The following is a 26,507-nucleotide window of genomic DNA, read 5'->3' as shown; positions in this document are numbered from 1 at the left end:
ACTCTGCCCCTGTTAGACGTAGTATGCACCCTTTAGGGAGGCACTTTCGCCCTTATTTTCAGCGCATAACAACCGGTTTGCCCGGGAGCGGAAGAGTGGCTGAACGCCTCAGTTGACGTGCTGCAGCCGGGCGATCAGCTTTTGTGCGAGGCTTTCTCCGGATTCGGACCAGAGCAGCCGCGTCGCGATGCCGCCGTGCTTCTGTACCGCGTTGGTGAAGTCGACCAGAAGCTGCACATTCTGCTTCACATGCAGGGCGCTATCAGGATCGAGATGAACCTCTTCGTACAGAAACGGGGTATCGGTGCCGAAATCCACGCGGATCTGGCCGTTCTGCTCAAAGGAGCCTTCGTCGAACTCGGGCCCGAAGCCGACGACGCGCACCACGCGGGGTTCCCGCTTCCAGATGGGGTCCATGCCGCTGGCCTCTTCAGGAACCCACAGCTCCCAGGTGAGCTCGAACTCGTAGGCGAAGTCTTCGTGCAGCATCTCGGTCGCTGCCTGGATGGCCTGGCGCGGGCTGGCCGCCTCATCGTCTTCTTCGCGGGCATCGTCGTAGACGCGCTGGTAGACCGGCGACTCATTCCAGGAGATGGGATACGCCGCCGCCGCCCGGACCCGGGCCGAGCCGCCCACGGCAGTAAACTGCTCCATTACTTTTTCCAGCGCAGCAGGCAGGGCAATCAGCCGGAAGTTGGGGTACCACAGGCTGAGATAAATTTGATCGGCCATCTTCATATCTTAAATTGACCGCCTGCCCATGGCGCGATGCATGTGCGGGAGCCGGATATTGCCGCGATTTTTGCCCGCACCGGGGCCATCCGTCCCATAAACTGCGCCATTGGTCCCGAAGATACAATTCATGCTGCGCGGCGGCTTATACTGCAGGTCGTTTCGACAACATGTACTGCAGGTCGCTTATTCGCTCGAGGAGAATTCGAATGCGCCGATCGTTTCTGCCGGGAGCTGTTCTGCCGGGGGCCGTTTTGCTGGCCGCCGCCCTGAGTGTTGCTCCTTTGTCTGCCCTGGCTGCTCAGAATGCGGCCCCCGCCAATGCTGCAAAACCGGCTCCTGCGGAGAAGACTCCGCCCCAGGAGGTGACCACGCAGGGATCGGTCGACGTGGGCGGGCAGCACATTGTGTATGACGCGGTCGCGGGAACCCTGACCGTTGGATCGACGGACGAGCAGGATGCCCAGCTTGGAGACGACGGCAAGCCCCTGCCGGATACCGATCTGGCGGCGGAGACGGAGAAAGACCCGAAGAATGCGCCGGCGGTGGCGCGCATCTTCTACGTTGCTTACTTCAAAAAGGATGCGAACCCCGGCGAGCGTCCTGTTACGTTTCTCTATAACGGAGGGCCCGGCAGCTCGACGGTATGGCTGCACATGGGCTGCTTCGGTCCCAAACATGTGGCAACGGCCGGCGACGCGCATCTGCCGGCAGCGCCGTACCGGCTGGTGAATAACGACTACAGCCTGCTCGATACCAGCGACCTGGTCTTCATCGACATGCCGGGCACGGGCTATGGCCGTATGGTGGGCAAGGATAAGGAAAAGGCCTTCTGGGGAGTGGATGAAGATGCCCACGCCTTTGCGCGCTTTATCGTGCGCTTTCTGACGAAGTACAACCGCTGGAATTCGCCGAAGTATCTTTTCGGCGAAAGCTACGGCACGACTCGCTCCGCCGTTCTCTCGAATATTCTGACCAACGAGAAGAGCATCGATCTGAACGGAGTGATTCTGCTTTCGCAGATATTCAACTTCAACTCCGATATCGATCAGGCGCGCGCCAATCCTGGAATCGACCTGCCCTTCGAGCTGGCTCTGCCCACCTATGCCGCGACCGCCTGGTATCATCACAGGCTGCCGCAGCAGCCTCCGGCGCTGGAGCCCTTTTTAAAAGAGGTTGAGAACTTTGCGATGAGCGATTATGCGCATGCGCTCGCCGAGGGCACCGATCTCTCCGACGCCGACAAGCGAGCCATTGCCGAAAAGCTGCACGACTATACCGGCCTTTCCACCGACTATCTGATTCGGGCGGATCTGCGCGTGAGCGGCGGCGGCTTTGAGAAGAACCTGCAAAGCGCGGACGACCTGACGACCGGACGGCTGGATACGCGCTTCTCCGGTCCGTCGGTGAACCCGCTGAGCGAAGAGGCGCAGTATGATCCGCAGAGCTCGGCGATCTCGTCGGCCTATGTCGCGCTGTTTAACGACTATGCTCACAACATATTGAAGTACGGAGAAGGGCAGACCTATCTGCCGGAGGCGCAGTTTGGCGGCTTTCAGTGGGACCTGAAGCATGACGGCAACCCGATCGAGCTGAATGTCGGTCCGGACCTTGCCACCGCGATGAAGACCGATCCTAAGCTGAAGGTGATGGTCAATGGCGGCTACTATGATCTGGCTACGCCGTTCTATGCCGCGGAGTATGAAGAGAAGCATCTGCCAATACCGTCGAGCCTCGCATCCAATATTCAGTACAACTGGTATTCTTCGGGGCACATGGTCTACGTCAACGATGCAAGCCTGAAGCAGCTGCATGAAAATGTGGCGGCGTTTATTCGCGGCACAGAGGCCGGCAATCGATAGCACGATTGCGGGATGCGGCATGGCGAAGAGCATGGCGCGGAAAGGAGCAGGGCGGTGATTCAGCTGAAGCGTGTTTACGACCCTGAGAGCTCCGATGACGGCACACGCTTTCTGGTAGAGCGGTTGTGGCCGCGCGGGATCAAAAAAGAAGCGCTGCACTTTGAAGCGTGGCTTAAAGACGTGGCTCCCAGCACAGAATTACGGCAGTGGTTCAGCCATGATCCGGCGAAGTGGGTGGAGTTTCAGCGGAAGTATTACGCGGAGCTGGATAAAGAGCATGACGCGCTTGAGCCGATTCGAAAGGCGATGCACCATGGGCGCGTGACGCTTCTTTACAGCTCGCATGATAGGGAGCATAACAATGCCGTCGCGCTCAAATCCTATCTGATGAAACATACATGACAGGAACAGCCCGGCGAAGACATACGGGCTAATCCTTCGATCAATCGATCCCTTCTGCGATGGAGCACGATCGGGTTAGTCTCCTGTTCCGCAGCTGCAGATGCCGTGCCCGGAGCCGAGCTGCTGGATAAAGCTGCACTGAGCCTGCAAAGCGGATGTCAGCGCCGGGTCGAGGGGCGTGAGCGAAAGCGGAGTCTCGGTCGCGGTGGCCGGACTCGCCGGAGTAGTCTGCAGATGAGTAGCCCATGCAACTGTTAGTCCGGAGGGAGTAAGCGTCGCGGCGTTGCAGGACGTATTAGTGGCGTAGTCGGAAGGGACGAGCATCACTGAGCCCGCGACCGGAGATACTCCGGTAAGTGGATTGCTGAGAAGGTCATTCTTCAGAGACAGCGTGCGCAGGCCATCGGGCGAGATGACGCAGCCGCAGCATTCCGCCATCTGCTGATCCTGATCGAAGACGTACACCATAGAACACAGATTTGCACCGGTCGTGCCGGGGTTTGTCATGCGCACGTTTGCATCCGGATCGGATGCGGCGTGCGTGAAGTATCCGACCGCAGAGAGCGGCTGCACTGTCAGCGTGATCGATCCGGTCGCTCCTCCGGAGCTTGATTCCACATTGGTGGCGCCGACCTTCAGTGCGGTTGCGGTTCCGGTTGAATCGATGCCGGCGACGGTGGGATCGTCCACGGTCCAGGTAACGGACTGTGTGATGTCATGACTGCTGCCGTCGGTATAAATCCCGGTTGCGGAGAGCTGATGACTGCCTGCAAGCGGCATCGTCAGACTGGCGGGCGTGATGCTGATGGAAGAGAGCGTCGCCTGCGAAACCGTCAGATCGATATTGCCGCTGATGGCCGCAGATACAGCGGAGATGGTTGCGCTGCCGAGTGAGTTTGCGGAGACCAGCCCGCCACCGCTGCTGGTCACGACGTCGGCGGATGTACTGGACCATGCGGCCGATGTCGTAAGGTCGTGCGTGCTGCCGTCGGTATATGTGCCGGTAGCGGTGAGCTGCTGCCGGGTGCCGAGCGGCATCGCAGGATTCGATGAGACTACGCTGATGGATGTAAGCGCCGCCGCAGTTACAGTCAGCGCGCCGCTGCCGCTGATGGGTCCGGAGGCGGCAGTGATGGTGGCGGCTCCGGTCGTCTTTGTTGTCGCGAGACCGGTGGAAGCCATATTGAGAACCCCTGCAGGCAGGCTGCTCCAGCGAACAGAGCTGGTAAGGTCCTGTGTGCTGCCGTCGGTATAGGTGCCCTTCGCGGTGAACTGTGCCGTGGTTCCGAGCGGAATCGCCGTATGATTCTGAGCGACTGCGATGGACACCAGTCCTGCCGCGGAAACGGTGAGCGGCGTGGAGGCGTCGATCGATCCGAGAGCTGCTGCGACCGTGGATGTGCCGATGGAGCGCGAGACGGCGAGACCGGAAGAACTCATCACGGCAACATCGGGTTGTGAGCTTGTCCAGGTCACAAGACTGCTCAGGTCCTGCGTGGTTTTATCGGTATAGGTTCCGGTTGCTGTCAGCTGGATGGTGTTGCCGAGAGCGACGGATGAGGCTTCAGGACTGAGCGCGATCGATACCAGCGCAGCTTTGGAGATGGAGAGAACCGCGCTGCTGCGAAAGTCCTCTATCGCCGCGGTTACGTTCGCAGCGCCAGGAGAAAGCGATGTGACGAGTCCCGATGCATCGACGCCTGCAAGCGCGGGTGTACTGCTTGTCCATGCGGCAGACTGCGTCAGATCTTTGATGGTGCCATCGCTGAAGACTCCGGTGGCTTTGAGCTGCTGGACCTGTCCCAGTGCAATGCTCGAAGCCGATGGAGTAACGACCAGAGAAATCAGGTGCATGGTTGTGGTGGTCGTCATGGGCGGGGCTCCGCATGCGAGTAAGAACAGCATCAGAAAGGCAGCGGCGGTGGCGACGGCTGTTTGCGACGCCGCAGAGAACGCCTCGGCAGGATTCTTCATGATGGCAGTGATCCCCCTTGCTTTGACTAATTCCGATGGGCTAACCGCGTTCTTCAGCAGACTTCATTGGCCGGGGGAATGGCAATTCTCTATCATGCCTAGGCGAATGTCAGTAAGGGAGATGTATTAGTTTAAAAGATATAGCCATTACGAACTAACCCATTCGGACTAATCACAAAGAATCATCAAAGCCAGTTGGTAGACTGATCGAGTACACGGAAACAAGCCATACACAGTGGGAATGAAGTAGTCTTCGATCCTGCTGATTTTCAGCTCTTCTATTCTTCCTGATTCTTGTTTCAGCAGTACAATCTGCGCACTTCTGTCTGAAGTGTTCCAAGGATCGAGGGTAGTATTCATGTCGCATCCCCCGCGCATCGTTCTGCTGGCGTGTCTTTTCGCCAGCCTGCTTTTCTCCGGCATTGCAGCCGGCCAGACAATCACAGGTCTTATGCCATCGAGTGTGCAGGCCGGCAGTGGAGGCTTTGTGCTGACGATTGCCGGCTCCGGCTTTAACTCCGGATCGGTTGTGCGGCTCCATACCGCGAATGGCATTCAGCCGCTTCAGACTTACTTCATCAATACAGGCATGCTTATGGCCGGCGTGTATGCCGATGATGTGGCTCAGTCCGGTTCGGTAGAAGTGGATGTCGCCGACTACGCGGCGGAGACGGCATCTCAGCCCCTCGTGCTCACTGTTTCGGGTACGAGCGCCGGCAGCGGCTCCGGATCATCCGGGTCTGCGGGCTCATCGGGCGATACAGGCTCCGGCTCCGCTTCAGGTTCAGGCGCGGGCAGCAGTTCAGGCACCGGCTCCGGATCGGGCTCGTCGAGCGCTGGTTCCGGCTCAGGAAGCTCTTCTTCGGGAGGCAGCTCTGCGGGCTGCTATGGGTGTTATTCGCCTTCATCGGGCAGCACTTCATCCTCCGGCAGCGGCTCGTCCGGCTCGAGCTCCGGTTCGGGATCGACGGGCGACGGCGCAGGGACAGGAGCCGGTTCAGGAACCGGCAGCAGCGCGGGTACAGGCTCTTCCGGTGCATCGCCGACCAGTCCTGCGGGCTCCAGTCTGCTCGTGACCGTTTCGTCTCCATCGCCGCATCAATCGGTGAACGGCTCGGTGACCATTACGGCGACAGCGGCGCAGACGAGTCATACAGACGGGAGCGTTGCTTTCTGGGGCATCTTCGATGCGGGGAAGCTGTTGTGGACCGATGTCAATCCCGATCCTTCCATCGGCGTGAATCTCGCCTTGTCTGCCGGCCTGCACACTCTTCAGGTAGTAGCGTATGACGATTCCTACACTGCATCGACCGCTGCTGTGCCGGTCGTCTCTGCTTCATCGGGTATCACGGTGACATGGAATGCCTGCATCTACACGAGCCAGGGGCAACAGTACCAGGCGATGAGAGTCTCACCCAGTCAGCCGATCACGGGCGTGATTCAGTCGGAGATGTTCTGGAATGAGAACTGCGATCCTGTGCAGTGGACCGATCAGCTGAACGACGTAGGCACACCGGTGACGCTCGGCTCCGCGTTCAGCGAGATCTACTACTTCATTCACCGCGCGAACAACCCATACGTATCTGCTGTCTGGACGATCGGCAACCAGACTTCAGGATGCGTGAACTACAACACAGCTCCTGCCTGTAACTGAGGCGCGAAGCTTAAAGAAGAAACTCAAGGCCGGAGAGGTAACTCTCCGGCTGCATGTTCTGTTTTCGTGTCCAGCGAACCTGCATCAGCGTGGAGATGTGCAACGGTACGTCGCCGATGGCGATTTCGCAGCGCAGCAGGGAGAACTTTTCAATGGGGCGCGAGGTAATAAGGCAGATGCCACCTTCACTGACGTTTTGAATCCGGCCGGTGATGGCGCCTGCTCGCAGGGTGCGGCTGGAGCCGAGCTGGGGAAGCGGCTGAATCTTTATCTCCAGACTCTGCGGGAAGCGCGCGGCCTGCCGGCGGTCGGTTTGGATTGCATGTTTCACGTACCGCGATGATTACGCAACTGTCAACGGCACGTAAATTCTTCAGATGGATTAGTCCGGCGTTAGAGCCGTTGTGTGTTTCAGGGCAGAGGGCCGACAATCTTTCCTACGATTCCGGAGCGGGTGGAGACATCCATCTTCACCATCACGAGACGCAGAAAAGCCTTCACCGTATTGGGGCTGATGTTCATCCGGTTGGCGATCTCTTTGCTGGTGAGTCCTTCGAGCAGCAATGAGACGGTCTCGCTCTCGCGGCCGGTAAGGTCGAACTGCTGCGCCAGCTCTTCGAGAGATTCAGAGCCGGACATGTGCCGCTCAAGCAGCACCGCTATGGCCAGTCCTGTGCGCGCGGACAGATTGCAGTTGAGGCGGAAGGCGCGGCAAAGATATCGTCTGCTGCCGGAACGGTATTCGCGCACAAATTCCGGATCGCTTTTCCCGTGATGATTCAGAAGACTGGAGCGAATTTTGTCTGAAAGGAAGACATTTACAGGCTTAATTCGTTCGGGCTTGTTCGGAAAAGCAAGGATCTGTATTGCAGCTGGGTTAAATGCGATGGGATGAAGGGTCTCATCCAGAAGAATAAACCCCGGCTCGCCCATGACCATAGACACGGTTGTTCTCCTCTCCACATAAACAATTTCCTGCCTCGGTCTTCTGAGGGGAAATTCGGATATAGATAGAGCGAAGTGGTGTGCCGTAAGCCTGAACTATCACTTCCTGCTCGCGGGGGGATAACCAAGGAACAAGAATAAGAACTTCAATAGCACATGGCAGTCTTTCCCTGAATACCCCGAACTGTCAAGGGGAATGGATGTATCTTTTTGGGTATATCCATCTGAACTAGTCACTCGTTAGCTATGCAGACTAGTCAACCCCTCAGACTAAGCCAAATGTACGATTGCGGTTCCTATAACAGAGTGATGGAATTGGCGGGTTGGAGGGTGCTTATGCTGTGCCGCCACACACCATCGTCTCTTCATAGTGCATTTGCAACCGTTCCTGTAACAATCAGATTTGCCTGCCGTCATCCTTTTCTGTTTTCAGAACGATTTCTGCTGCTTGCTGCTCTGGGAGCACTGCTTGCACCGGCCGCCGGAGCATATGGACAGCAGGAAAAACAGCAAAGCGCAGCTCCTGCTGCGACGTCGCATGAAGAAGTGTGCGATCTGAGCGCAGGAGGGAAGAGCCTGAGCACCAAATCCGGGGATTCGTCCGCCGACGGTGAAGGACAAAGCAGCTCTGCTTCCGATTCCGCATCGGCGAAGCGATCGCTTCATCTTTCGAATGCGGATGATCCGGCCGATGTATCCGCCCTGGAAGGCGCGGCATGCCGAAGGAAACGCGATGAACCAGCTCAGCATACGCAGCCTGCGCAGCCGAAGAGTACAGCCGGAACAGATGCCCCACCGGTGCTTCCGCAGGAGTCTCCTGCAGATACTGCGCAGGAGAAGAGCACGCCGGCGGCAGCAGCCGATGCTGCGCCCGTTATGCCGCAGCCAGATCCGGCGTCCCCGGTCGTGTCTTATATCGGCGGCGAGCTGACCGTATCCGGACATGGAGCCAGGCTCGGGCAGATTCTTGATTCAATCAAAGGACTTACAGGGATCGCGATCGACGCGCCGCCGCAGAGTGCGGATAACCGAATATTCGATGACATAGGGCCGGCTTCGGCGCGCAGAGTACTCGAGATCCTGCTTGATGGGTCCAATGTGAACTATGTGTTAGTGAGTTCGCCGCAGGATTCGCAACATGTACAGCAGCTTATTCTTACCGCCCGCACGAACGAGCCGCCTCCGGTTCCGGCGGGAGCTGCAGCAGGAGCGATGGCTGAACAGGCCGGCGGCCCGACGCTTTATGGCGCGGGCTTTGGCGGCGGCGAAGTTCCCGTGGTGCAGCCAGCGGCAGTAGAAGCTGTGGCCGATCCTGGTGGGAACGGTATACCCACCAACGTCAATATTCAGCAGGCAGCCACAGCTTCGGGAAAGACGCCTGGGCAGATTCTGGACGAGCTGCAGAAGAAGCAGCTGCAGGAACTGGATGCTCAGGAGGCAGCGCAGGCGGCCCAGCAATAAGCACACAGAACGAATCGGGTTTTTATGGCGAAGAACTTTCGAGGGAGCTGCAGCCAGGCAGGAAGGCATGCGCAGAAAAGCAGGAGCAGGGCCCTCGGCAGGATTAACTAAAAAGGGTTAGCGGGAAGTAACTGATACAGCGCAGAAAGAGCAGTAAAAGCAGGCGTAACTAATCCGTAAGCAGTAGATTCAGCGGTATAACGCAGCGGATTAGGTCAACTGGGTAATTGTAATGTCGATATGAACGGCTAGAGTGGGGCACGAGCGCTGGGAAGCTGTTTCCACCCTACAGCAGAGAAGGCGCCCAGGAGGAGCATTACAATGAGACTTACACTCTGTAAGACCCTGAACCTGGCTTTGGTAATCGTTGGCCTGATTACATTAGGCGCCAGCGTTGCCTCTGCTCAGGACGTTTTCAAAGTCAACTATTTCTCCAACAACGCGGGCGCGGCTCCCGATGCGACAGTCCGGATCGACAATCCCGGCCTGACGTATGGGAACCTTTGCGCCATGGTCTACGTCTTTGACGCAGATCAGCAGCTCACCGAATGCTGCGGCTGCGTGGAGACTCACAATGGCCTGCGTACTCTTTCAGTCCGTCGCGACCTTACGTCGAATCCACTGACCGGTGTGATTTCGAGCAATGGCGTGATCAAGATCGTTTCGGCCGCGGTCAATAACTCTCCGTGTGATCCGACTTCGAATGTCAAGCCGACCGCGAATCTGCGGGCATGGGTGACACATATTCAGAATCCGGTAGGCACTGCCTATCCTATTACCGAAACCGAATCTTCAGACTCGACCCTCGGCGCCTCCGAGCTGGCGAATCTGCAGGCGCAGTGCAGTTTCGTGAATATTCTGGGCAGCGGGCATGGTATCTGCTCGTGCGGTACCGGTGACTGATGCAGTATTTGCCATGGCATAGCCGATAAAGAGTCGGCGATGCCTGGGCACGCAAGGCAAGTGAAGTGCCAGGGACGGCAGTCCCCACCTACCCTGGCACTCTTTATCCAGATCAAATCTGACGGTAGAGAAGGAACAGGCAATGAATACTGTGCGAATCGCGAGCTCGCTCCTCCTGGCGGCGTCTCTGACTGCAACCATTACCTGCCATGGACAGACGAGGCCGGAGGCCTCACAAGTGGTTGCCAGAGTTGGCGGCAGCAACCTTACCGTTGCGGATCTGCAGCAGCAGGAAGGCGGAAAGCTTCTGCAGGCCGGATATCAGTACTACCTGAACGAGAGGAAGGCCCTCGAAGAGCTCATCGATAACAGGCTGCTGGAGGATGAAGCGCGCAAAAGAAACATCTCGCTGGACGAGCTTATGAATACGGTTGTGTACAAGGATGTGAAGGACCCCACAGAAGACCAGCTTGAGGTGTACTACGAAGGCCTGGAGACGCAGGACCCCTATCAGGCGGTACGCGAGGAGGTGCTGCAGCATCTTCGCGAGCTGCGCCGCACCAAAGCCCGCGCCGCCTTTATCGAGAACCTCCGCAAAGAAGCGAAGATCAACGTTCTGCTGATGCCCCCTTCCGCCGATGTGGATACGGCGAAGGCATACGCGCGCGGCGCGCAGAATGCTCCGGTGGTTCTGGTGGAGTTCGCGGATTATGAGTGCCCATACTGCCAGAAGGTGAATCCGCAGATTCAGCAGCTGAAGAAGGAGTATGGCGACAACCTGACGCTGATCTTCAAGGATTTTCCGCTGCCGATGCATCACAGCGCCGAAAAGGCAGCCGAGGCTTCGCGCTGCGCCGGTGAGCAGGGCAAGTTCTGGGAGTATCATGACGTTCTTTTCTACAGCCACCTGCTGGACGTGGATGCGCTGAAGGAACATGCTCGGGTGCTGAAGCTGGATGGAGACCGCTTTGACACCTGTCTGGACAGTGGAAAAGAAGCGCCCGAGATAAAGAAGGATCTGGATGAGGCAAAGAGCCTCGGGCTGACCGGCACGCCCAGCTTCTTCGTCAACGGACATTTCTTCAGTGGCGTGATTGACTATGCGGCGCTGAAGGACATTGTGAATCAGCAGATGAATGCGGCCGCCGTCATGCACCGGGAGCCGCAGATCTCACAGAAATAAAAACAGCGCTGTCTGCCCTGCGTTCGCGGACAGAGGAGAACGGGAACGCAGGGAGAGCGATCTCAAGAGGTGACCTATGACGCGTATTCAAAGAATGGCATGGATGGTGTTTCTGGTCACCCTGCTTGAGAGCACACTCCTGGCTTCGGCCGCTGTGGTGGTGTCGCCCGCCGCTGTGCAGGTGAAGCCCGGCGCGCAGGTGCAGTTCAGCGCAACCGGTTCTGCAGACAACATTGTTATCTGGAGCCTGTCGGGCGCGGGCTGCGTCGGCATTACCTGTGGAGAGATTACCGCCGATGGACTTTACACGGCACCGGCTGCTGCGCCGAATCCGTCTGCGGTCACGGTTGTTGCCACGTCGCTTGCAGACGTGACGCAGAGCGGGACCGCAATGGTTACAGTCGGAGCTGCGGCCAGTGTCGGCGTCACGCTCTCGCCAACGTCGGTCACGATTGGTCAGAACGGGCAGCAGCAGTTTTCAGCCGGCGTTACAGGAACATCGAATACCGCGGTGAGCTGGAGCGTCTCCGGCGTGGGATGCGTTGCCGGGTCGTGCGGCACAATCACGGCCGCGGGGCTTTACACGGCGCCCGCTGTCGTTCCAAACCCGTCGCTGGCCACGGTGACGGCGACTTCAGCAGCCGACACATCGAAGTCTGCATCGGCGACGGTCGTCATTGAGCTGGCGACCACTGTTTCTGTTTCCGTATCTCCGCTGACGGCTCAGGTCGGCGCTGGGAAGCAGCAGCAGTTTTCCGCCACGGTAAAGGGAAGCACGAATGCGGCGGTCCGATGGAGCCTTGCCGGAGCGGGGTGCAGCGGGTCAGCCTGCGGCACGATCTCGTCATCGGGCCTGTATACGGCGCCGGCAGCGATTCCCGCTTCGCCTGCGGTGAGTATCATTGCGACGGCTGTTGCTGCGCCTTCTCAATCCGGCAAAGCAACGGTGACGATTGTCGCAGCTTCATCAGGGCTGGTGATCTCGCCTCTGTCTCCGCAGGTAAAGCCGGGGGGCCAGGTACAGTTTGCAGCGAGCGGTTCAGGCAGCGGCGTTGTGATCTGGAGCGACTCCGGGAGCGGCTGCACGGGAATTGCCTGCGGCTCGATCAATGCGAGCGGCCTCTACACGGCACCGGCTACTGCGCCGAATCCGGCAACGATTGTGGTCACTGCGACCTCCTTGTCGAATCCGGCGATGTCGGCTTCCACCACAGTGACGATTCTTACTTCGTCGACGCAGGTGAGCGTGTCGGTTACGCCGGGAAGCATTCAACTGAATACAGGAGCGCAGCAGCTGTTCAAAGCGGCAGTCACCGGAAACAGCAACACAAGTGTGACGTGGAGCGTCTCCGGCTTTGGGTGTGTGGGATCGGCCTGCGGCACGATCACGACGGGCGGTCTTTACACCGCGCCTTCGACTTTGCCGAATCCGTCGCTGGTGAATGTGACCGCGACCTCGGTTGCCGATCCGACAAAGTCGAGCACAGCAACCGTGGTCCTGGAGCAGCAGGTTGCCGTGACGATTTCGCCGACTTCAGCACAGCTCGGTATTGGAGCTGCGCAGCAGTTCAGTGCAAAGGTGACCGGCACATCGGTTTCCGGTGTGACGTGGAGTGTTTCCGGTTCCGGCTGCGCGGGAGCAGCCTGCGGCACGATCAACCCGGGTGGTCTCTATACCGCTCCGGATACGGTACCGAATCCGGCGCAGGTGACGGTGACGGCGACTGCCATTGCGGATGGCGTGACTTCGGCCTCCGCGCTGGTGACGATCATCGTGCCTATTCAGGTAACGATCTCGCCCGCCGATGCGATTGTTACGGTGAGCACCCAGCAGCAGTTCCGCGCGACGGTTTCAGGAACAAAGAATACGGCTGTGACCTGGAGCGTCAGCGGGCCGGGATGCTCGGGAGCCGCCTGCGGCACGGTCACCGCTGCCGGTCTGTACACGGCACCGGCCAGTGTTCCGAACCCGGCGAGCGTAACGGTGAAGGCGGCATCGCAGGCGAATACGTCGTCGTTTGCTGCTGCTGCCGTTACCATTACGCCTACGAACAACTCGAAGCTGAACGGCCAGTATGCGTTCCTGTTCACCGGCTTCGACAGCAACGGCGTCTATCAGTCCGCGGGTTCGTTCACGGCCGACGGTCAGGGAAAGATCACATCGGGTCTTGAAGACGTAAACAACTCCGCCGGTTCCAGCACAGACCTGTCGATTGCGGGTACCTATCAGTTAGGTGGCGATAACCGCGGCATGATGACGATCAGCAGTCCGGCGGGCACGCATACGTACCGGTTCTCGCTGAATCTGCTGGGTACGAAGGGGCGCTTTATCTCTTTCGACAGTACCGGTGTTCGCGGCTCAGGTGTGATCGAGCTGCAGACGCCTGCGGCCTTCGATGCTTCGGTGCTTTCCGGAGGCTATGCGTTCAGCCTTACCGGCATGGACGTGAGCGGATCGAGGATCGGCGCTCTGGGGCTGATCTTCCCGAGCGGAAGCGGCTTTATTTCAGGGAGCAGTCTGGATGTAAACGATGGAGGCATTGTCTCTCCCACCTTCGCGACCTTCGATGGAATCTACGATGTCGATGACGCGACGGGGCGCGGCACCGCAACGCTGAGCATTCCAGGATTCGACGGAGGCACGTTTAACTTCGCCTTCTATATCGTCTCCGCGAATGAATTTCTGATGATCTCCACCGATCCGCTCAGCTTTGATAATCCGATCTTCAGCGGGCCGGCAGAGTTCCAGAACGGAGCTCCATTTACCTCCGCATCGCTGAATGGCGGATCTGTCTTCAACCTGAGCGGTACGAATGGCAGCGCTCCGCAGGATACGGTGGGACGTCTCCAGTTTGACGGCAGCCAGGGTGTGACGATGATCTTCGATCAGAACAGCGGAGGCAATGTCACCGTGGCCGGCGTGCTGAACGGCGCGTATGACATGGAGCTCAATGGACGCGGCACGATCAATCTCGCAGATCCGTCTACAGGAACGACCACAATCTGGTACCTGTATGCCTTCGGGCAGAACAGTGCATTCCTGATGGATGCCTCGACGGGCGCTGTGGCGATTGGCGAGATGAAGCAGCAGCAGATCATTCCGCCGTTCTCCAACGCCGATATTCTCGGCACGTACATCTTCGGATCGGGAGAGCCGATTGAGGCAGCGACACCGCTCTTTTCAGGAATCGCCAATTTTGATGGCGGAAACAGCATTCAGGGACAGGGAAGCGTGACCGGTACGGAGGATCTCAGCCAGAGCTCGTCGCTGACGTTGAATCTTGGGCTGGGAGGAACGTACTCCGTATCGAGCGTTTCGAATAATGGGCGGGGCGCGATTTTGCTGACCTCACCCAGCGGCAGGACGATCGCGGTCTGGGTAGCCAGCACCTCGGAGTGTTTCGGACTGGATGTGGATGCGGCGGTGACTGAGCCAACCATTCTGCACTTCGAGCAATAAAGGAGCGCGAAGTTTTTCTGCGGGATAACTTCAGTCCGGCTGACGGCGCCGGTTGGCCGGCGGGAATGAGGATGAGTATGAAGCGACTTGTATTACTGTTTGCCGTGATCGTGGCGGTGATGCCGCTTGTTTCCGCCCGCGCGCAGGACGACCACGCCGCGCTGAAAGCGAAGGCAGCTTCCGGTGATGCGGCGGCTCAGGTGAAGCTTGGCATGACCTACGCTCTGGGGGTGCCACGCGATTCGCGCGAGGCGATGAAGTGGTTCAAAATGGCCGCCGAGCAGGGTTACGCGGACGGACAGTACAAGCTGGGCGGCATGTACGATGCAGGGATTCGCCCGCCTGATCCGGCCGAGGCTGCGAAGTGGTACACGCTCGCGGCAAAACAGGGATACAAAGACGCGCAGTACCGGCTGGCCGTGCTTTATGACCAGGGACGGGGAGTAAGCCGCGACTACGCCGAAGCGGCGAAGTGGTATGAGAAGGCGGCTGAACAGGGGCGCCCTGAAGCGCAGTACCGTCTGGGCGAGATGTATGAAAAAGGACAGGGGCCGCAGCAGAGTTATACAGACGCGATGAAGTGGTATCTGATGGCGGCGCAGCAGGGGCGCCCGGAAGCGCAGTACAAGGTCGGCTATCTGTATGAGCGCGGACTCGGCGTGCAGAAGAGCAAAACCGCGGCGATTGCCTGGTATCAGAAGTCAAGCCAGCAGGGCTTTCCCGATGCGCAGGATGCGCTGAAGGCACTTGAAGAGGAGTAATGCAAAAGCGCTGCTGCGCGGATGCAGGACTAAGCCAATTGCACAATTGCGGCCATTGCACCTCCGTGGTGGAATGAACTTCCGAACAGACGGGATAGCTTACATCCAGTGCGCTGATAAGCCGTGGTAAGCGGGAAGTAAGTGGAAGCAGGAAACCATGAATCGTCTGGTGAAGATCGCGCGGCTTTTACTCCTTCTTCTCGTTTGTCAAAGTGCTTTTGCTGTTTCCGTGTCGCTGTCGCCGAATCCTGGAGGCGTGCTGCCCGGAGGCCAGCTGCAGTTTACAGCCACAGTCAGCGGCACCAGCAACAGCGTCGTGATCTGGAGCCTCTCAGGAGCGGGTTGCAGTGGAATCGCCTGCGGACAGATCAATGGGCTGGGCGTGTATACGGCGCCTTCTGTAGCTCCCAATCCTCCTGTTGTGAACGTGACGGCAACATCGCTTCAGGACCTCTCGCAGTCCGCGACCGCCAGCGTGTTTGTGGGAACCGCGCTGAATGCCGCTGTTTCCGTGTCGCCGGCCAGTGTGGGTGTAGTGGTGAGCCACCAGCAGTTGTTTACCGCGCTGGTTACGGGAGCATCGAATACAGCCGTTACATGGAGTGTTGCCGGCAGCGGCTGCTCGGAAGCAGGGTGCGGGGCGATCTCATCGACCGGAGTGTATTCGGCGCCGGCAACGGTACCCAGTCCGGCCACGGTCACCATTACCGCAACATCGGTGGCGAATCCGCTGAAGTCAGACACGGCTGTAGTGACCATTCTTCCTCCTGTTGCGGTGAGTATTGCTCCGACTACGGCGCAGGTGGTTGCCGGGAAGTCGCAGCAGTTTACCGCGACGGTCATCAATACGACGAATACGACGGTGATCTGGAGCCTTGCCGGCAGCGGCTGTTCGGGCAGCGCCTGCGGCACACTTTCCTCCAGCGGACTTTATACAGCGCCGGCTACTTTGCCGAGTCCGGCACAGGTTACGGTGAAGGCGACCTCGGTGGCCGACAGCACAAAGTCGGCGTCCGCGACGGTCACCCTGCTGCCGCCTGTAGCCATTAGCCTCGCGCCCACCACGGCGCAGGTCGTTGCCACCAGGACGCAGCAGTTCACCGCAACCGTGACGAATACGACGAACACCGCGGTGAGCTGGAGCGTGAGCGGCAGCGGTTGTTCCGGCAGCAGCTGCGGCATCATCTCGTCGAGCGGTTTATATACCGCTCCTGCGGCTGTGCCCAGCCCGGCCCAGGTTATGGTGACCGCGACCTCCACAGCAGACAATACAAAATCGGCTGCCGCGACAGTCACGGTTCTTCCGCTGGTGACGATTTCGATTGCTCCCGCGACGGCGCAGGTCGTTACCGGAAAGACGCAGCAGTTCACGGTAACAGTGGGCGGTACATCCAATACCGCGGTTACCTGGAGCGTGAGCGGCGCAGGATGCTCCGGCGCGGCGTGCGGCACTGTTTCCACAACAGGTCTTTATACCGCTCCAGCAGATGTGCCCAGCCCGGCGCAGGTTTCTGTTAGTGCAACTTCTGTTGCCGATACGACGAAGTCGGCGACCGCCATCGTAACGGTTCTGCATTCTATTGTTGTAAGCGTTGCGCCAGGCAGCGCTCAGGTCGCTGTCGGGAGCTCACAGCAGTTCACCGCGACGGTCGGTGGAAGCTCCAATACCGCGGTGACGTGGAGCGTGAGCGGCAGCGGCTGCACGGGCGCCGCATGTGGAACGATCTCGACGGCCGGTTTGTATTCCGCGCCGGCCGCGGTGCCGAGCCCGGCGCAGTTGACGGTCACTGCAACCTCTGTTGCCGATACATCGAAGTCAGGCACGGCCATCGTGACCATTACGCTTCCGATACAGGTCACTCTTTCTCCGCAAAATACCCAGGTGGTTGCCGGGAAGACCCAACAGTTCACCGCGACGGTTACAAATACGCCGAATACCGTGGTGACGTGGAGCGTGAGCGGCAGCGGCTGCACGGGCGCCGCGTGTGGAACGATTTCAGCAGCGGGACTGTATACGGCGCCGCTGACTGTGCCTGCTCCGGCTTTGGTCACGGTGACGGCGGCGTCGTCGGCAGACAGCACGAAGAAGGCAACGGCATCGGTGACCATCCTGAAGCCGGTGGCGATTACCATTTCGCCCACGGCAGCGCAGGTGATGGCGGGAAAGACGCAGTCGTTTACGGCAGCTGTGACCGGAACCACGAATACGGCAGTGACATGGAGCCTGAGCGGAGCCGGTTGCACGGGCGCCACCTGTGGAACCATCTCGTCGAGTGGTCTCTATACGGCGCCGCCGGCGGTGCCGAGCCCAGCGCAGGTGACCGTGACGGCTACTTCAAATGCCGATATTACGAAGTCAGCTTCCGTCACGGTAACGATTCTGCCGCCGGTGGTGGTGCACATCTCTCCGGCGACGGCGCAGATTGTTACGGGGAACACGCAGCAGTTTACTGCGACGGTGACCGGTGCGACGAACACGGCGGTGACGTGGAGTGTGAGCGGCAGCGGATGTTCCGGTGCGGCCTGCGGCACGGTGACATCCGGCGGTCTTTACACCGCGCCTGCCGCGGTGCCGAACCCTGCTCAGGTCACGGTAACGGCGACCTCCGTGGCCGATACCACGAAGACGAGCAGCGCGGTGGTAAGCATTCTGCCGGAGATCATGGTCAGCATCTCGCCCAGCGCGACACAGGTGGCGACAGAGACGCAGCGGCAGTTCACGGCCTCAGTAAACGGCACGCTGAATACCGCTGTGACGTGGAGTGTGACGGGCGCGGGATGCTCGGGCAGCGCCTGCGGCACTATCTCGTCGAGTGGCGTGTTCACCGCGCCGGCGACTGTTCCGAAGCCTGCGCTGGTGACCGTGACGGCAACCTCGAATGCGGACAGAACCAGATCTGCTTCGGCATCCGTCACGATCACGCTGCCGCTTATTATCCGGGTTGCACCGGCAAGCACTCTGGTTGCCGTGGGCGGAAGCCAGCAGTTCCAGTCCGCGGTCTTCGGCACGGCGAATACAGCCGTTACGTGGCATGCGGCGGGAGCCGGCTGTTCCGGTGCGGAGTGCGGGACCATCAGCACCAGCGGTTTGTACACAGCGCCCGCAACGCTGCCCAGTCCGGCAACGATTACGATTACGGCTGCATCCCAGGGTGATCCATCGCAGACAGGGACGGCCATTCTTACTCTTGTTGCCGGCAATAACAGGAAGCTGATGGGGCAGTATGCCTTTTTGTTCAAAGGCATGAACGGCAGCGGCATTTATCAGGCGGCAGGAACAATGACTGCAGATGGCAACGGCAATCTGATGTCGGGCCTGGAGGATGTGAACAGCGCGTCCGGTCCGGCGACCAGCGTTGCATTTACCGGAAGCTATCAGACAGGCAACGATGGCCGCGGAACGATGACCCTCTCCGGCCCGTTCGGCTCGCGGACCTTCGCATTTGTTCTGGATGCGCTCGGGACAAGAGGACAGTTTATTGAGTTCGATGCATCCGGAACGCAGGGATCGGGCACGCTGATGCGCCAGGACCCGACTGCGTTTAACGCTGCAGCATTGTCCGGCGCGTATGTGATGAACCTGACGGGAAGCGATGCGAGCGGCAACCGTATCGGCGCACTGGGAGAGATCTACTGCAAAGCGGGCGTGATCTCGATTGGAAGCCTTGACGTGAATGACGGGGGCGTCGCGCTGCCGACCTTTGCGCCGTTCAATGGAGATATCAGAGTGCAGAGCAGCGGCCGCGGCACTGTGGATCTGAGCATCCCCGGCTTTGAGGGCGGCTCGTTCCGGTTCGCAATCTATGTCATCTCGGCGAATGAGTACTATATGGTGTCGATCGACGCGCTCAGCTCGAAAAATCCGGTATTCAGCGGACCTGCGGAACTGCAGACGGGCGGAGCCTTCTCGAGCGCATCCTTTAATGGGCCGGCGATATTCAGCCTGAGCGGTAACAACGGCAACACCACACAGGACACGGTCGGTCAGATCGTCTTCGACGGCAATTCAGGGGTTGTCGTCACCTTCGATCAGAACAGCGGCGGCGCCGTTACGACAGGAGCGGTGTTTACCGGAGCCTATGATATGCAGATCAACGGCCGCGGCACGCTGAACCTGGACAATAATAATGGTTCGAGCTCCACGTGGTACCTCTACGCCATCGCGCCGAACCGTGCTTTTGTGCTGGATGCTTCGACAGCTTTTGTCGGAGACGGAGAACTGAACGGGCAATCCGTGAAGCAGCCTTTCGTGAACTCCGATGCCTTTGGCACATATTTCTTTGCATCGGGTGAGTCGTTTTCCGATGCGGCCTCTCTTCTGTCGGGGACGCTCAGCTTTGATGGAAAGAATGTGCAGGGACAGGGAAGCGTTACCGGCGCAGCGAATATCGCTCAGGGAGCAAGTCTGAATGCCAATCAGGCTCTTACAGGGAGCTACAGCATCTCTTCTTCTCTGAACGATGGGAGGGGAACGCTGCTGCTTCGATCGCCAAATGCATCCACGTATGCGCTGTGGGTGGTCAGCCCGTCGGAGATGGTGGGGATGAGCATCACGCCGCAGGATGCGCAGCCGGCCATCCTGCACATGGAGCAGTAGCTCGTGTTGACGGAGGTTCTCTGCAGACGCGATGTTTCAGCCATCCGTCATGATTGCGGCGCTGAAACTCGCCGATTCGGAGCGCCAAAGGTAAAGAGCGAATATCTTGACACCAGTCCTTGTATGTTGATATCAACATATATCGCCGAGCGCTCCTTAGCAGACCCGAGGTAAATGCGGCTGAAGTCTGAAGAGGCAAAGTGTGCGGCGATACGTGAGGCCCACCATGCTGTTCTTTCATGATCTGAGAATCGCAATGCGGTCGCTGTGGCGCGTTCGTGCGTTATGGATCACCGTTGCTCTGACACTGGCTCTGGGCATCGGCGCCAACGCGGCCATTTTCAGTGTGGTGCGCGCGGTGCTGCTGCGCCCGCTTGTGAATCGTGATGAGAACCGTCTGCTCTACCTTCGGCAAAGCGCGCCGGGGCTGGGGGAGGAAAACGCGACCTTCTCGATTCCTGAGATCGACGACCTCGGTCAGGGCCTGAAGACAATTCAGCAGCTTGGAACCTTTTCGGCGATTGATTTCACCCTTGTGGGACTTGGCACGCCGCGTGAGATTCCTGCCGGCGTGGTCGATGGTCATTACTTCGAGGTGATGGGGCTGCGTCCGGTGCTGGGGCGGCTGCTGACCCCGGCAGACGATGGGCCCAATGCAACGGGAGCCGTTGTGCTGACATATCGGTTCTGGAACGCGTCCCTGCACGCCGATCCGAGTGTTATCGGCAGGAGGGTGCGGCTGGAGAGCTTCAGTGGAGCGCGTTCCGCCACGATCGTGGGTGTTCTGGAGCCGTCGATGCCGTATCCGGTGGCTACTGAAATTATTGCCAATGTTGTGACGAGCCCGCACCACCTCTCGGCCACTATGGTTACCGGCCGGGAGCATCGTATGACCGAGGTCTTCGCGCGGCTTGCTCCGGGAGCGACCCTCGAGCAGGCGCGATCTGAGCTGCGGACGCGCTATGCGGCGATCATGGCTGCTCATCCTGAGATCTATAAATCCGAAGACCACTACAGAATTGATGTGACGCGTATGCACGATCAGATCAACTCGCGCGCCAACACCATTCTGTGGGTTCTATTCGCAGCTTCAGGGCTGTTGTTTGTGATTGCGTGCTCCAATGTCGCGAACCTCGTGCTGGCCCGTACGGTGCGCCGCGAATCGGAGCTGGCCGTGCGCTCTGCGCTGGGAGCGAGCACCGCTGCTCTGCGCCGCGCGCTGCTGGCGGAAAGCCTGGTGCTTTGCGGCAGCGGAGTGATTGCTGCGCTGCTGCTTGCATGGCCCATGGTCGTCGTACTGGGACACTATGCGGCGCGCTTTTCTGTGCGTGCGGATGGGCTGACGCTGGATTTTACGCTGGTGTGGTTTGGCGTGGCGCTGGCTCTGGTGGCGGCGGTGTTTCTGGCGCTTGTACCGCGGCTTCCTTCGGCCAGCGCAGGGCAGGGAGTCAGCCTTGCGAGTGGCGGAACCCGGGTTACGGGAAGCAGCAATGGGCGGCTGCGTATGTTTGCCGTGATGCAGATTACGGCCTCGTTCTTACTGCTTACCGGCGCGGCCGTACTGATGCGGACACTCTATACGCTTGAGATGACGCGGCCGCCATTCGATACCTCGCGTGTACTGGCCGTGAATCTGCCGGTCATGTCTTATGGACGCACGCCGGAGCAGGTGCGGGAGTTTTACCGCGAGGTGCAGCGCCGGGTGAGCGCACTGCCCGGGGTGGCTCATGTCGCAAACGGCTTCAGCGTTCCGTGGCGTGACGACCAGGCGCTCGATATCAGCTTTGCCTTTGCCGCGCAGGGAGCTGTGCCGAAGAACGGGCTCGAAGACTGGCGCGCAAAGTTCCGGTCGGTCTCATCGGGCTACTTCGACACGCTTGGCGTGCCGCTTACGGAAGGGCGCGACTTCAGAGATTCAGACAGGAGCGGCTCCGAGCGCGTCGTTATCGTGAGTCAAAGCCTTGCACAAAAGCTGTTCCCGGGGCAGGATGCGCTCAATCATGAGCTGCGGTGGACCGATGGCGTGATGAAGTTTATCGGCATCAGCATGGAGCCGCGGCGGATTGTGGGAGTGGTGCCCGATCTGGATGATGAAAACATCATCCCCTCACCGGAGATGATGGTCTATCAGCCTGCGGATCAGGAGGGATGGGAGGGGCGTCTGTTTGTGCGCACGAAGCAGGACCCGTATACCGTGGCTCCGCTGATTACGCGCACCATTCATGAGATCTCGTCGGAGCAGCCGGTTGAGCATGCAAGCACGCTCCAGGATATTCGCGCTGAAGTGATGACGCCCGACAAGCTGAATGCGCTGGTGTTTGGCGGATTTGCCGCGGTAGCGCTGCTGATCTCCGTGGTAGGCGTGGCAGGAGTGCTTGCGTTTTCCGTAAGCGGACGTATCCGTGAGTTTGGCATTCGCATGGCGCTGGGAGCGCAGCCGAGAAATATTCTGACGGATGTGCTGTTGCAGGGGCTGACGATTGCTGCGATTGGAGTCTGCGCCGGCGCGGTGTTCGGCATTGTCTTCGCACGCGGAGTCGACAGGTTTGTGGCAGGAGTACATCGGCCCGGAATGCTGTCTTTCCTTGTGTCGGCGCTGGTTATCCTGGCTGCTGCGGTGATTGCATCGGCAGTGCCGGCGGCGCGGGCAGCCCGCGTGAACGCAGCCGAAGCACTGCGCTCCGAATAACTTTCTGATCAGAGGACAGGCCGCAGAGGGGACGCAGGATGCGTCCCCTTATTCTGAGGTCTAGAAGAGTACGTGCAGCGACATGGAGATCAGCCGCGGGCTTCCGATCGTCTGCTGTACGACGCCAAGGCCCTGTCCGCTGGCCAGGGTGTTGTCATTATTGATCGAAAAAATACTCTGTCTGTTTGCAGCAAAGGAGAGAGTCGGGTCATAGGCGGGCGTGTTGTTGTAATTGGAATTGGCAGTGACCGAATTATTCGGGATGTCGAAGCTGGCTGTGTTCGTAACGTTGAAGACGTCGAAGGTGTATTTAAAGGACACTCGTTCGGTTGCCGCGAAGAGCTTGACGAGTGAGATGTCGGCTCGCTTCTGTGCAGACTCGCGGAAGATATTACGCTGTCCGGGGCCTGCGAAGGTGGTTTCGAAGACATCGCAGACCGGATTGCCTGCTGTCGAGACTCCGCACGGCGGCGCACCATTCTGTCCTGGGGCGACGAAAGGAACCTGGAACGCGCCCGAATTCAGGGCAGGAATGGCATTGCCGCTGGAGTCTTTGAAGGCGCCTGCATGTCCGGTGAGCGCCTGATGAGGAGACACGCCTGGAGCCAGCGGAACGATGGGGTTGGTGATGCCGTCATTCGTGCTGTAGTACTGCCCGGCGATTGTGCCTGAATAGTCTTCCACGCTGTAAGGCTGGCCGCTCTGCAGTACGGTAATGCCTTCGAGCCCCCAGCCGTTTGCCACCTTCGCCAGCCAGTTGTGGCCTTTGATCACATTCGGCAGCTGGTAGACATAGCTGAACGTCACATTGTTCGTCAGATCGAAATCCGAAGAGCCGTATCCGCTGTGGAGATCGAGCGGATTGCTGCCGTTGTAGAACAGACCCAGGCCGCTCTGCTCGTCGAGCGAGTGAGACCAGGTGTAGGAGGCGCTGAACTGAAGGCCGTGCAGCATACGCTTCGTCCACTGCACCTGAAGAGCGTCATACGCTGATACGCCAACCGCCTTGTAGGTAACGGAGTTCACGCTGTAACCGATGAAGGGCACGCGAAGATCGGTATTGCCGCCGTCATACGTGTAATAAGGCTCTGTCGTAAGAGGGTTTCCCTCCGTATCCGTCGCCTGATAACCGTAAGAGTACGTCTGTCCGTGGATGGGGCCTGACGGTGTGGCGATGCCGGGCTGATTGAACGGCACAGGAACAACACCGTGCCGGCCGCGGTTGCCGACATACGCGATATCGAGGGACATGTCGTTGCGGAGCTGCCACTGCATGTCAAGGGTGTAATTCATCGTGTACGGCAGCTTGTTGTTCATGTCATACGAGCCGAATGGATAGGTGGCCGCGCCTGTTTCCAGCGATGCCATGTTCGGCAGGTACTGATAAAAGGTCTGCGGATCTCCCGTTGGCGGCGCAGGCAGAGTTGAGCCGAAGGGGTTCGACAACGTCGCTCCTGAAGGAGAGGGGAACGGCACCACGAAGGGAGGCTCCTGCGTGACGCCGAAGGGGCCGCTGATGCCGCTGCCCGCGCCCGGTGAGAGGTAGGTGAAGTACTCTCCGCGATTGAAGTACATGCCGAAGCCGCTGCGAAATACGACCCTTCCATTGTTCCAGCCCGGAGACCACGCAAGGCCAAGACGCGGGGAGATGCCCCACTGCGCGTTTCTCAGCGTGGAATTGCTCACGCCCGGCGTATGGAACTGCTTGTTGTTGCCCGCAACGACGAATCCATCGTTGGTGATGGTGTCTGTCGAAGAGTCGTAGCTGTAGAGGTTCGGATCGAAGTTGAAGAAGTTTCCGTATTTCTCAGTCATGGCGCCGTCATTGTCATAGCGAATGCCGGCAGTAAGACTGAGGCGCGGATTGATCTGATACTTATCCTGAACGAAGGCGCCGATGTAATTTGCGCGGTAGTAGCGGCTCGATGCGCCCTGCAGAAAGCTGGACCGGTTGGTATCGACGTTGCCCTCTGCCAGATCGGCAAAGGAGTCAAATGTGATCTGGCCGGTGTTCTGCCGCCGGTTGACGATGTTCAGCTGGGTGTAGCTGTAGCGTGCTCCGTAGGTGAGGGTGTGTTTGCCCAGAGTGGAGATCACCGTTGTTGAAGGGGCCCACAGGTTCTGGAACATGCCGTCACGGAAGAAGTCGCTGGTTGGGCCGATGTTCAGGCTGGAGCGATAGGTGGGGTTCGTGGAGCGAAGTGTGATTCCCGGGAAGGTATCGAAGCCAAAGAGATTGATGCCGAGGCTTTGTGGCGTAAAGGGCTGGTCGTTGGTGCTGTAGGCCTTTTCGCGTGAGAAGCCGAAGACCTGTTGCCAGCTCAGGTGCGACGACGGCGTATACGAGTTGCTGATGGCGGCTACCTGGCTGCCCGCGTCGAGGCGCTGCGTAAAGCCTTCTACCTGGCTGTCGGTAAATGGATTGGTTGAGGGATCGTGCTGATAGTAGTACTTCAGCGAGAGCACATCGGATTTCGAAGCGTTGTAATCGAGGTTTGCCGTGGCCTGGTCGGCTGTGAAGATCGGGCTGCCGATGAGAACCGCATCCGGCGTGCCAGCCGTCAGCAGATTGGCCGCATTCGAGCCAACGGATGGGATGAGAAATTGCCCGCCGGGAAGTTTGGCCTGCAGCAATGCGACAGCGGCCTTGTCGAAGTTGCCGCTGAAAGGCGTGCCCGGCTTCTCACTGGATTGCACGGCCGTTGTAAGTCCGGCGATGCTACGATCGTCAGAGAGGCCTGCGGGCAGATACAGATCCGAAGTTCCGTTGAACTGATCGGTGACGCGGATGTGATTGTAGCCAAGAAAAAAGAAGAGCTTATCGCGCAGGATCGGACCGCCGAAGGTGCCTCCACCGTTATAACGGTGCAGCTCGGGGTTCACCTCATTTTCGGGGATCGGTCCGCCGTACTGTGCGCTCTGCTGTCTGAAGAAGAAGGGCGCTGCATTCAGCCAGTTGGTCTGATGTGAAAAGAAGCCCTGCCCGTGCCAGGCGTTTGATCCGCCCATGGTGCTGAGCTCGATCTGTGCACCGCTTGTCTGGCCCTGTTGCGAGTCGTACATCGAGGTGTTGACGCTCAACTCCTGAATCATTTCAGGGACAGGGGTCGGCATGGCATTGCCGATCGCGTCGTAGACCGAAGTATTGGTCTGGATCTGGCCGCCGCTGACAAAGTTCTCGCCGGTGTTGGGAACCACTCGCCCCGAAGGCTCCTGGCTGTTGCTGTTGCCATTGAAGAGATTGCTGACATCGATTCCATTTACGGTAAAAGTATTGTCTGTCGCACGCTGTCCGTTGACCCACAGCGACTGATTGCCAAGCCCCTCATTCGTGCCGGTGCCGTTGATAAACTGCGAATTCGCGCCAGGGGCAAGAATCGCAAGCTGCGTGAAGCTTCCGGTCGCCAGTGGAATCTGCTGCATCTGCGCGTTATCGAGAACATATCCATTGGTCGTGTCGACAGAGTTCAGCAGCGGCGAGCCCTGCACGATGACCGACTCCGATACCTGGCCAGGCTGAAGCTGCACATTCAGCGTCGTCGTGCGGTTTTCCTGCACGCGAATGTTCGGATAAGCGGCCTTCTCGAAGCCCGAGTGCTCTACAGAAAGAAGATAGGTTCCGATGGGAAGATTCTGAAAAGCGTATGATCCGTCTTTTGCTGTTGTCGCGGTGCGCGTAAGAGAGGTTGCGTTGTTTACTGCAATAACGACGGCATCGTTCAGAACAGCGCCGGAAGGGTCGCTGACAGAGCCGTGAATGGTTCCCAGTGTTTGCTGTGCCTGCAGATGCGGAAGCAGAACAAGCGCGAAGACAACAAGCATGCATACCTGCACCATGCGCAGGCGAAGGAACGTATTCATCATGTCGGCCTCAAAAGATACAG

Annotated in this window: 15 protein-coding genes; 10 read left to right on the top strand and 5 right to left on the bottom strand. The window is 59.0% G+C overall.

Going from position 1 to position 26,507, the window contains the following annotated elements; translation table 11 throughout:
* Positions 1–108: 108 nt before the first annotated feature.
* Positions 109–732: a hypothetical protein gene (locus tag D0Y96_RS00965; RefSeq protein WP_117297983.1), complete on the bottom strand. Its 624-nt coding sequence runs from the start codon at positions 730–732 to the stop codon at positions 109–111.
* Between the two features lie 209 nt (positions 733–941).
* On the opposite strand from D0Y96_RS00965, the gene D0Y96_RS00960 reads away from it, so the two are divergent.
* Positions 942–2,594, top strand: coding sequence for a S10 family peptidase (locus tag D0Y96_RS00960; RefSeq protein ID WP_117297357.1), 1,653 nt, complete (start codon positions 942–944; stop codon positions 2,592–2,594).
* Positions 2,595–2,648: 54 nt separating this feature from the next.
* Complete coding sequence (locus D0Y96_RS00955; protein WP_199480144.1) at positions 2,649–2,996, top strand: DUF488 domain-containing protein; 348 nt, start codon at positions 2,649–2,651, stop codon at positions 2,994–2,996.
* A 75-nt stretch (positions 2,997–3,071) separates the two neighbouring features.
* Here D0Y96_RS00955 and D0Y96_RS00950 read toward each other — a convergent pair whose 3' ends face one another.
* Positions 3,072–4,970, bottom strand: coding sequence for an Ig-like domain-containing protein (locus tag D0Y96_RS00950; RefSeq protein WP_117297353.1), 1,899 nt, complete (start codon positions 4,968–4,970; stop codon positions 3,072–3,074).
* A gap of 358 nt (positions 4,971–5,328) precedes the next feature.
* Here D0Y96_RS00950 and D0Y96_RS00945 point away from each other — a divergent pair, with 358 nt between their 5' ends.
* Positions 5,329–6,624 carry a choice-of-anchor Z repeating domain-containing protein gene (locus tag D0Y96_RS00945; RefSeq protein WP_117297351.1) on the top strand — a complete coding sequence of 432 codons (1,296 nt, stop codon included), beginning with the start codon at positions 5,329–5,331 and terminating at the stop codon, positions 6,622–6,624.
* 10 nt (positions 6,625–6,634) lie between these two features.
* Here the strand turns inward: D0Y96_RS00945 and D0Y96_RS00940 are convergent, their stop codons facing one another.
* The gene (locus D0Y96_RS00940; protein WP_117297349.1) at positions 6,635–6,955 is read right to left on the bottom strand and encodes a PilZ domain-containing protein; all 321 of its coding nucleotides are present in this window, start codon (positions 6,953–6,955) and stop codon (positions 6,635–6,637) included.
* 80 nt (positions 6,956–7,035) lie between these two features.
* Complete coding sequence (locus D0Y96_RS00935) at positions 7,036–7,563, bottom strand: helix-turn-helix transcriptional regulator (protein ID WP_117297347.1); 528 nt, start codon at positions 7,561–7,563, stop codon at positions 7,036–7,038.
* A 912-nt stretch (positions 7,564–8,475) separates the two neighbouring features.
* Between D0Y96_RS00935 and D0Y96_RS00930 the strand changes: the two genes are divergently transcribed.
* The 7 genes from D0Y96_RS00930 to D0Y96_RS00900 all read left to right on the top strand — a co-directional run bounded on the left by D0Y96_RS00930 (position 8,476) and on the right by D0Y96_RS00900 (position 22,623).
* A complete protein-coding gene (locus tag D0Y96_RS00930) occupies positions 8,476–9,030 on the top strand; it encodes a hypothetical protein (protein ID WP_147324880.1) in 555 nt (184 codons plus the stop codon).
* A gap of 321 nt (positions 9,031–9,351) precedes the next feature.
* Positions 9,352–9,933: a hypothetical protein gene (locus D0Y96_RS00925; protein ID WP_147324879.1), complete on the top strand. Its 582-nt coding sequence runs from the start codon at positions 9,352–9,354 to the stop codon at positions 9,931–9,933.
* A gap of 142 nt (positions 9,934–10,075) precedes the next feature.
* The gene (locus D0Y96_RS00920; protein WP_117297339.1) at positions 10,076–11,116 is read left to right on the top strand and encodes a thioredoxin domain-containing protein; all 1,041 of its coding nucleotides are present in this window, start codon (positions 10,076–10,078) and stop codon (positions 11,114–11,116) included.
* Positions 11,117–11,192: 76 nt separating this feature from the next.
* The gene (locus D0Y96_RS00915) at positions 11,193–14,576 is read left to right on the top strand and encodes a beta strand repeat-containing protein (protein WP_147324878.1); all 3,384 of its coding nucleotides are present in this window, start codon (positions 11,193–11,195) and stop codon (positions 14,574–14,576) included.
* 77 nt (positions 14,577–14,653) lie between these two features.
* Positions 14,654–15,337, top strand: coding sequence for a tetratricopeptide repeat protein (locus D0Y96_RS00910; RefSeq protein ID WP_158562116.1), 684 nt, complete (start codon positions 14,654–14,656; stop codon positions 15,335–15,337).
* A 157-nt stretch (positions 15,338–15,494) separates the two neighbouring features.
* Positions 15,495–19,934 carry a beta strand repeat-containing protein gene (locus D0Y96_RS00905; RefSeq protein ID WP_147324877.1) on the top strand — a complete coding sequence of 1,480 codons (4,440 nt, stop codon included), beginning with the start codon at positions 15,495–15,497 and terminating at the stop codon, positions 19,932–19,934.
* A gap of 226 nt (positions 19,935–20,160) precedes the next feature.
* Positions 20,161–22,623: an ADOP family duplicated permease gene (locus D0Y96_RS00900; RefSeq protein ID WP_117297330.1), complete on the top strand. Its 2,463-nt coding sequence runs from the start codon at positions 20,161–20,163 to the stop codon at positions 22,621–22,623.
* Positions 22,624–22,683: 60 nt separating this feature from the next.
* On the opposite strand, the gene D0Y96_RS00895 is transcribed toward D0Y96_RS00900, so the two are convergent.
* Entirely contained in the window at positions 22,684–26,487 is a 3,804-nt protein-coding gene (locus D0Y96_RS00895; protein WP_252263365.1) for a beta-sandwich domain-containing protein, read from the bottom strand.
* Positions 26,488–26,507 lie beyond the last annotated feature (20 nt).

Source organism: Paracidobacterium acidisoli (genome assembly GCF_003428625.2).
In the GTDB taxonomy this organism is placed as follows: domain Bacteria; phylum Acidobacteriota; class Terriglobia; order Terriglobales; family Acidobacteriaceae; genus Paracidobacterium; species Paracidobacterium acidisoli.
The sequence above is the reverse complement of the archived record's forward strand: the minus strand, read 5'-3'. Positions and strand labels throughout refer to the sequence as shown.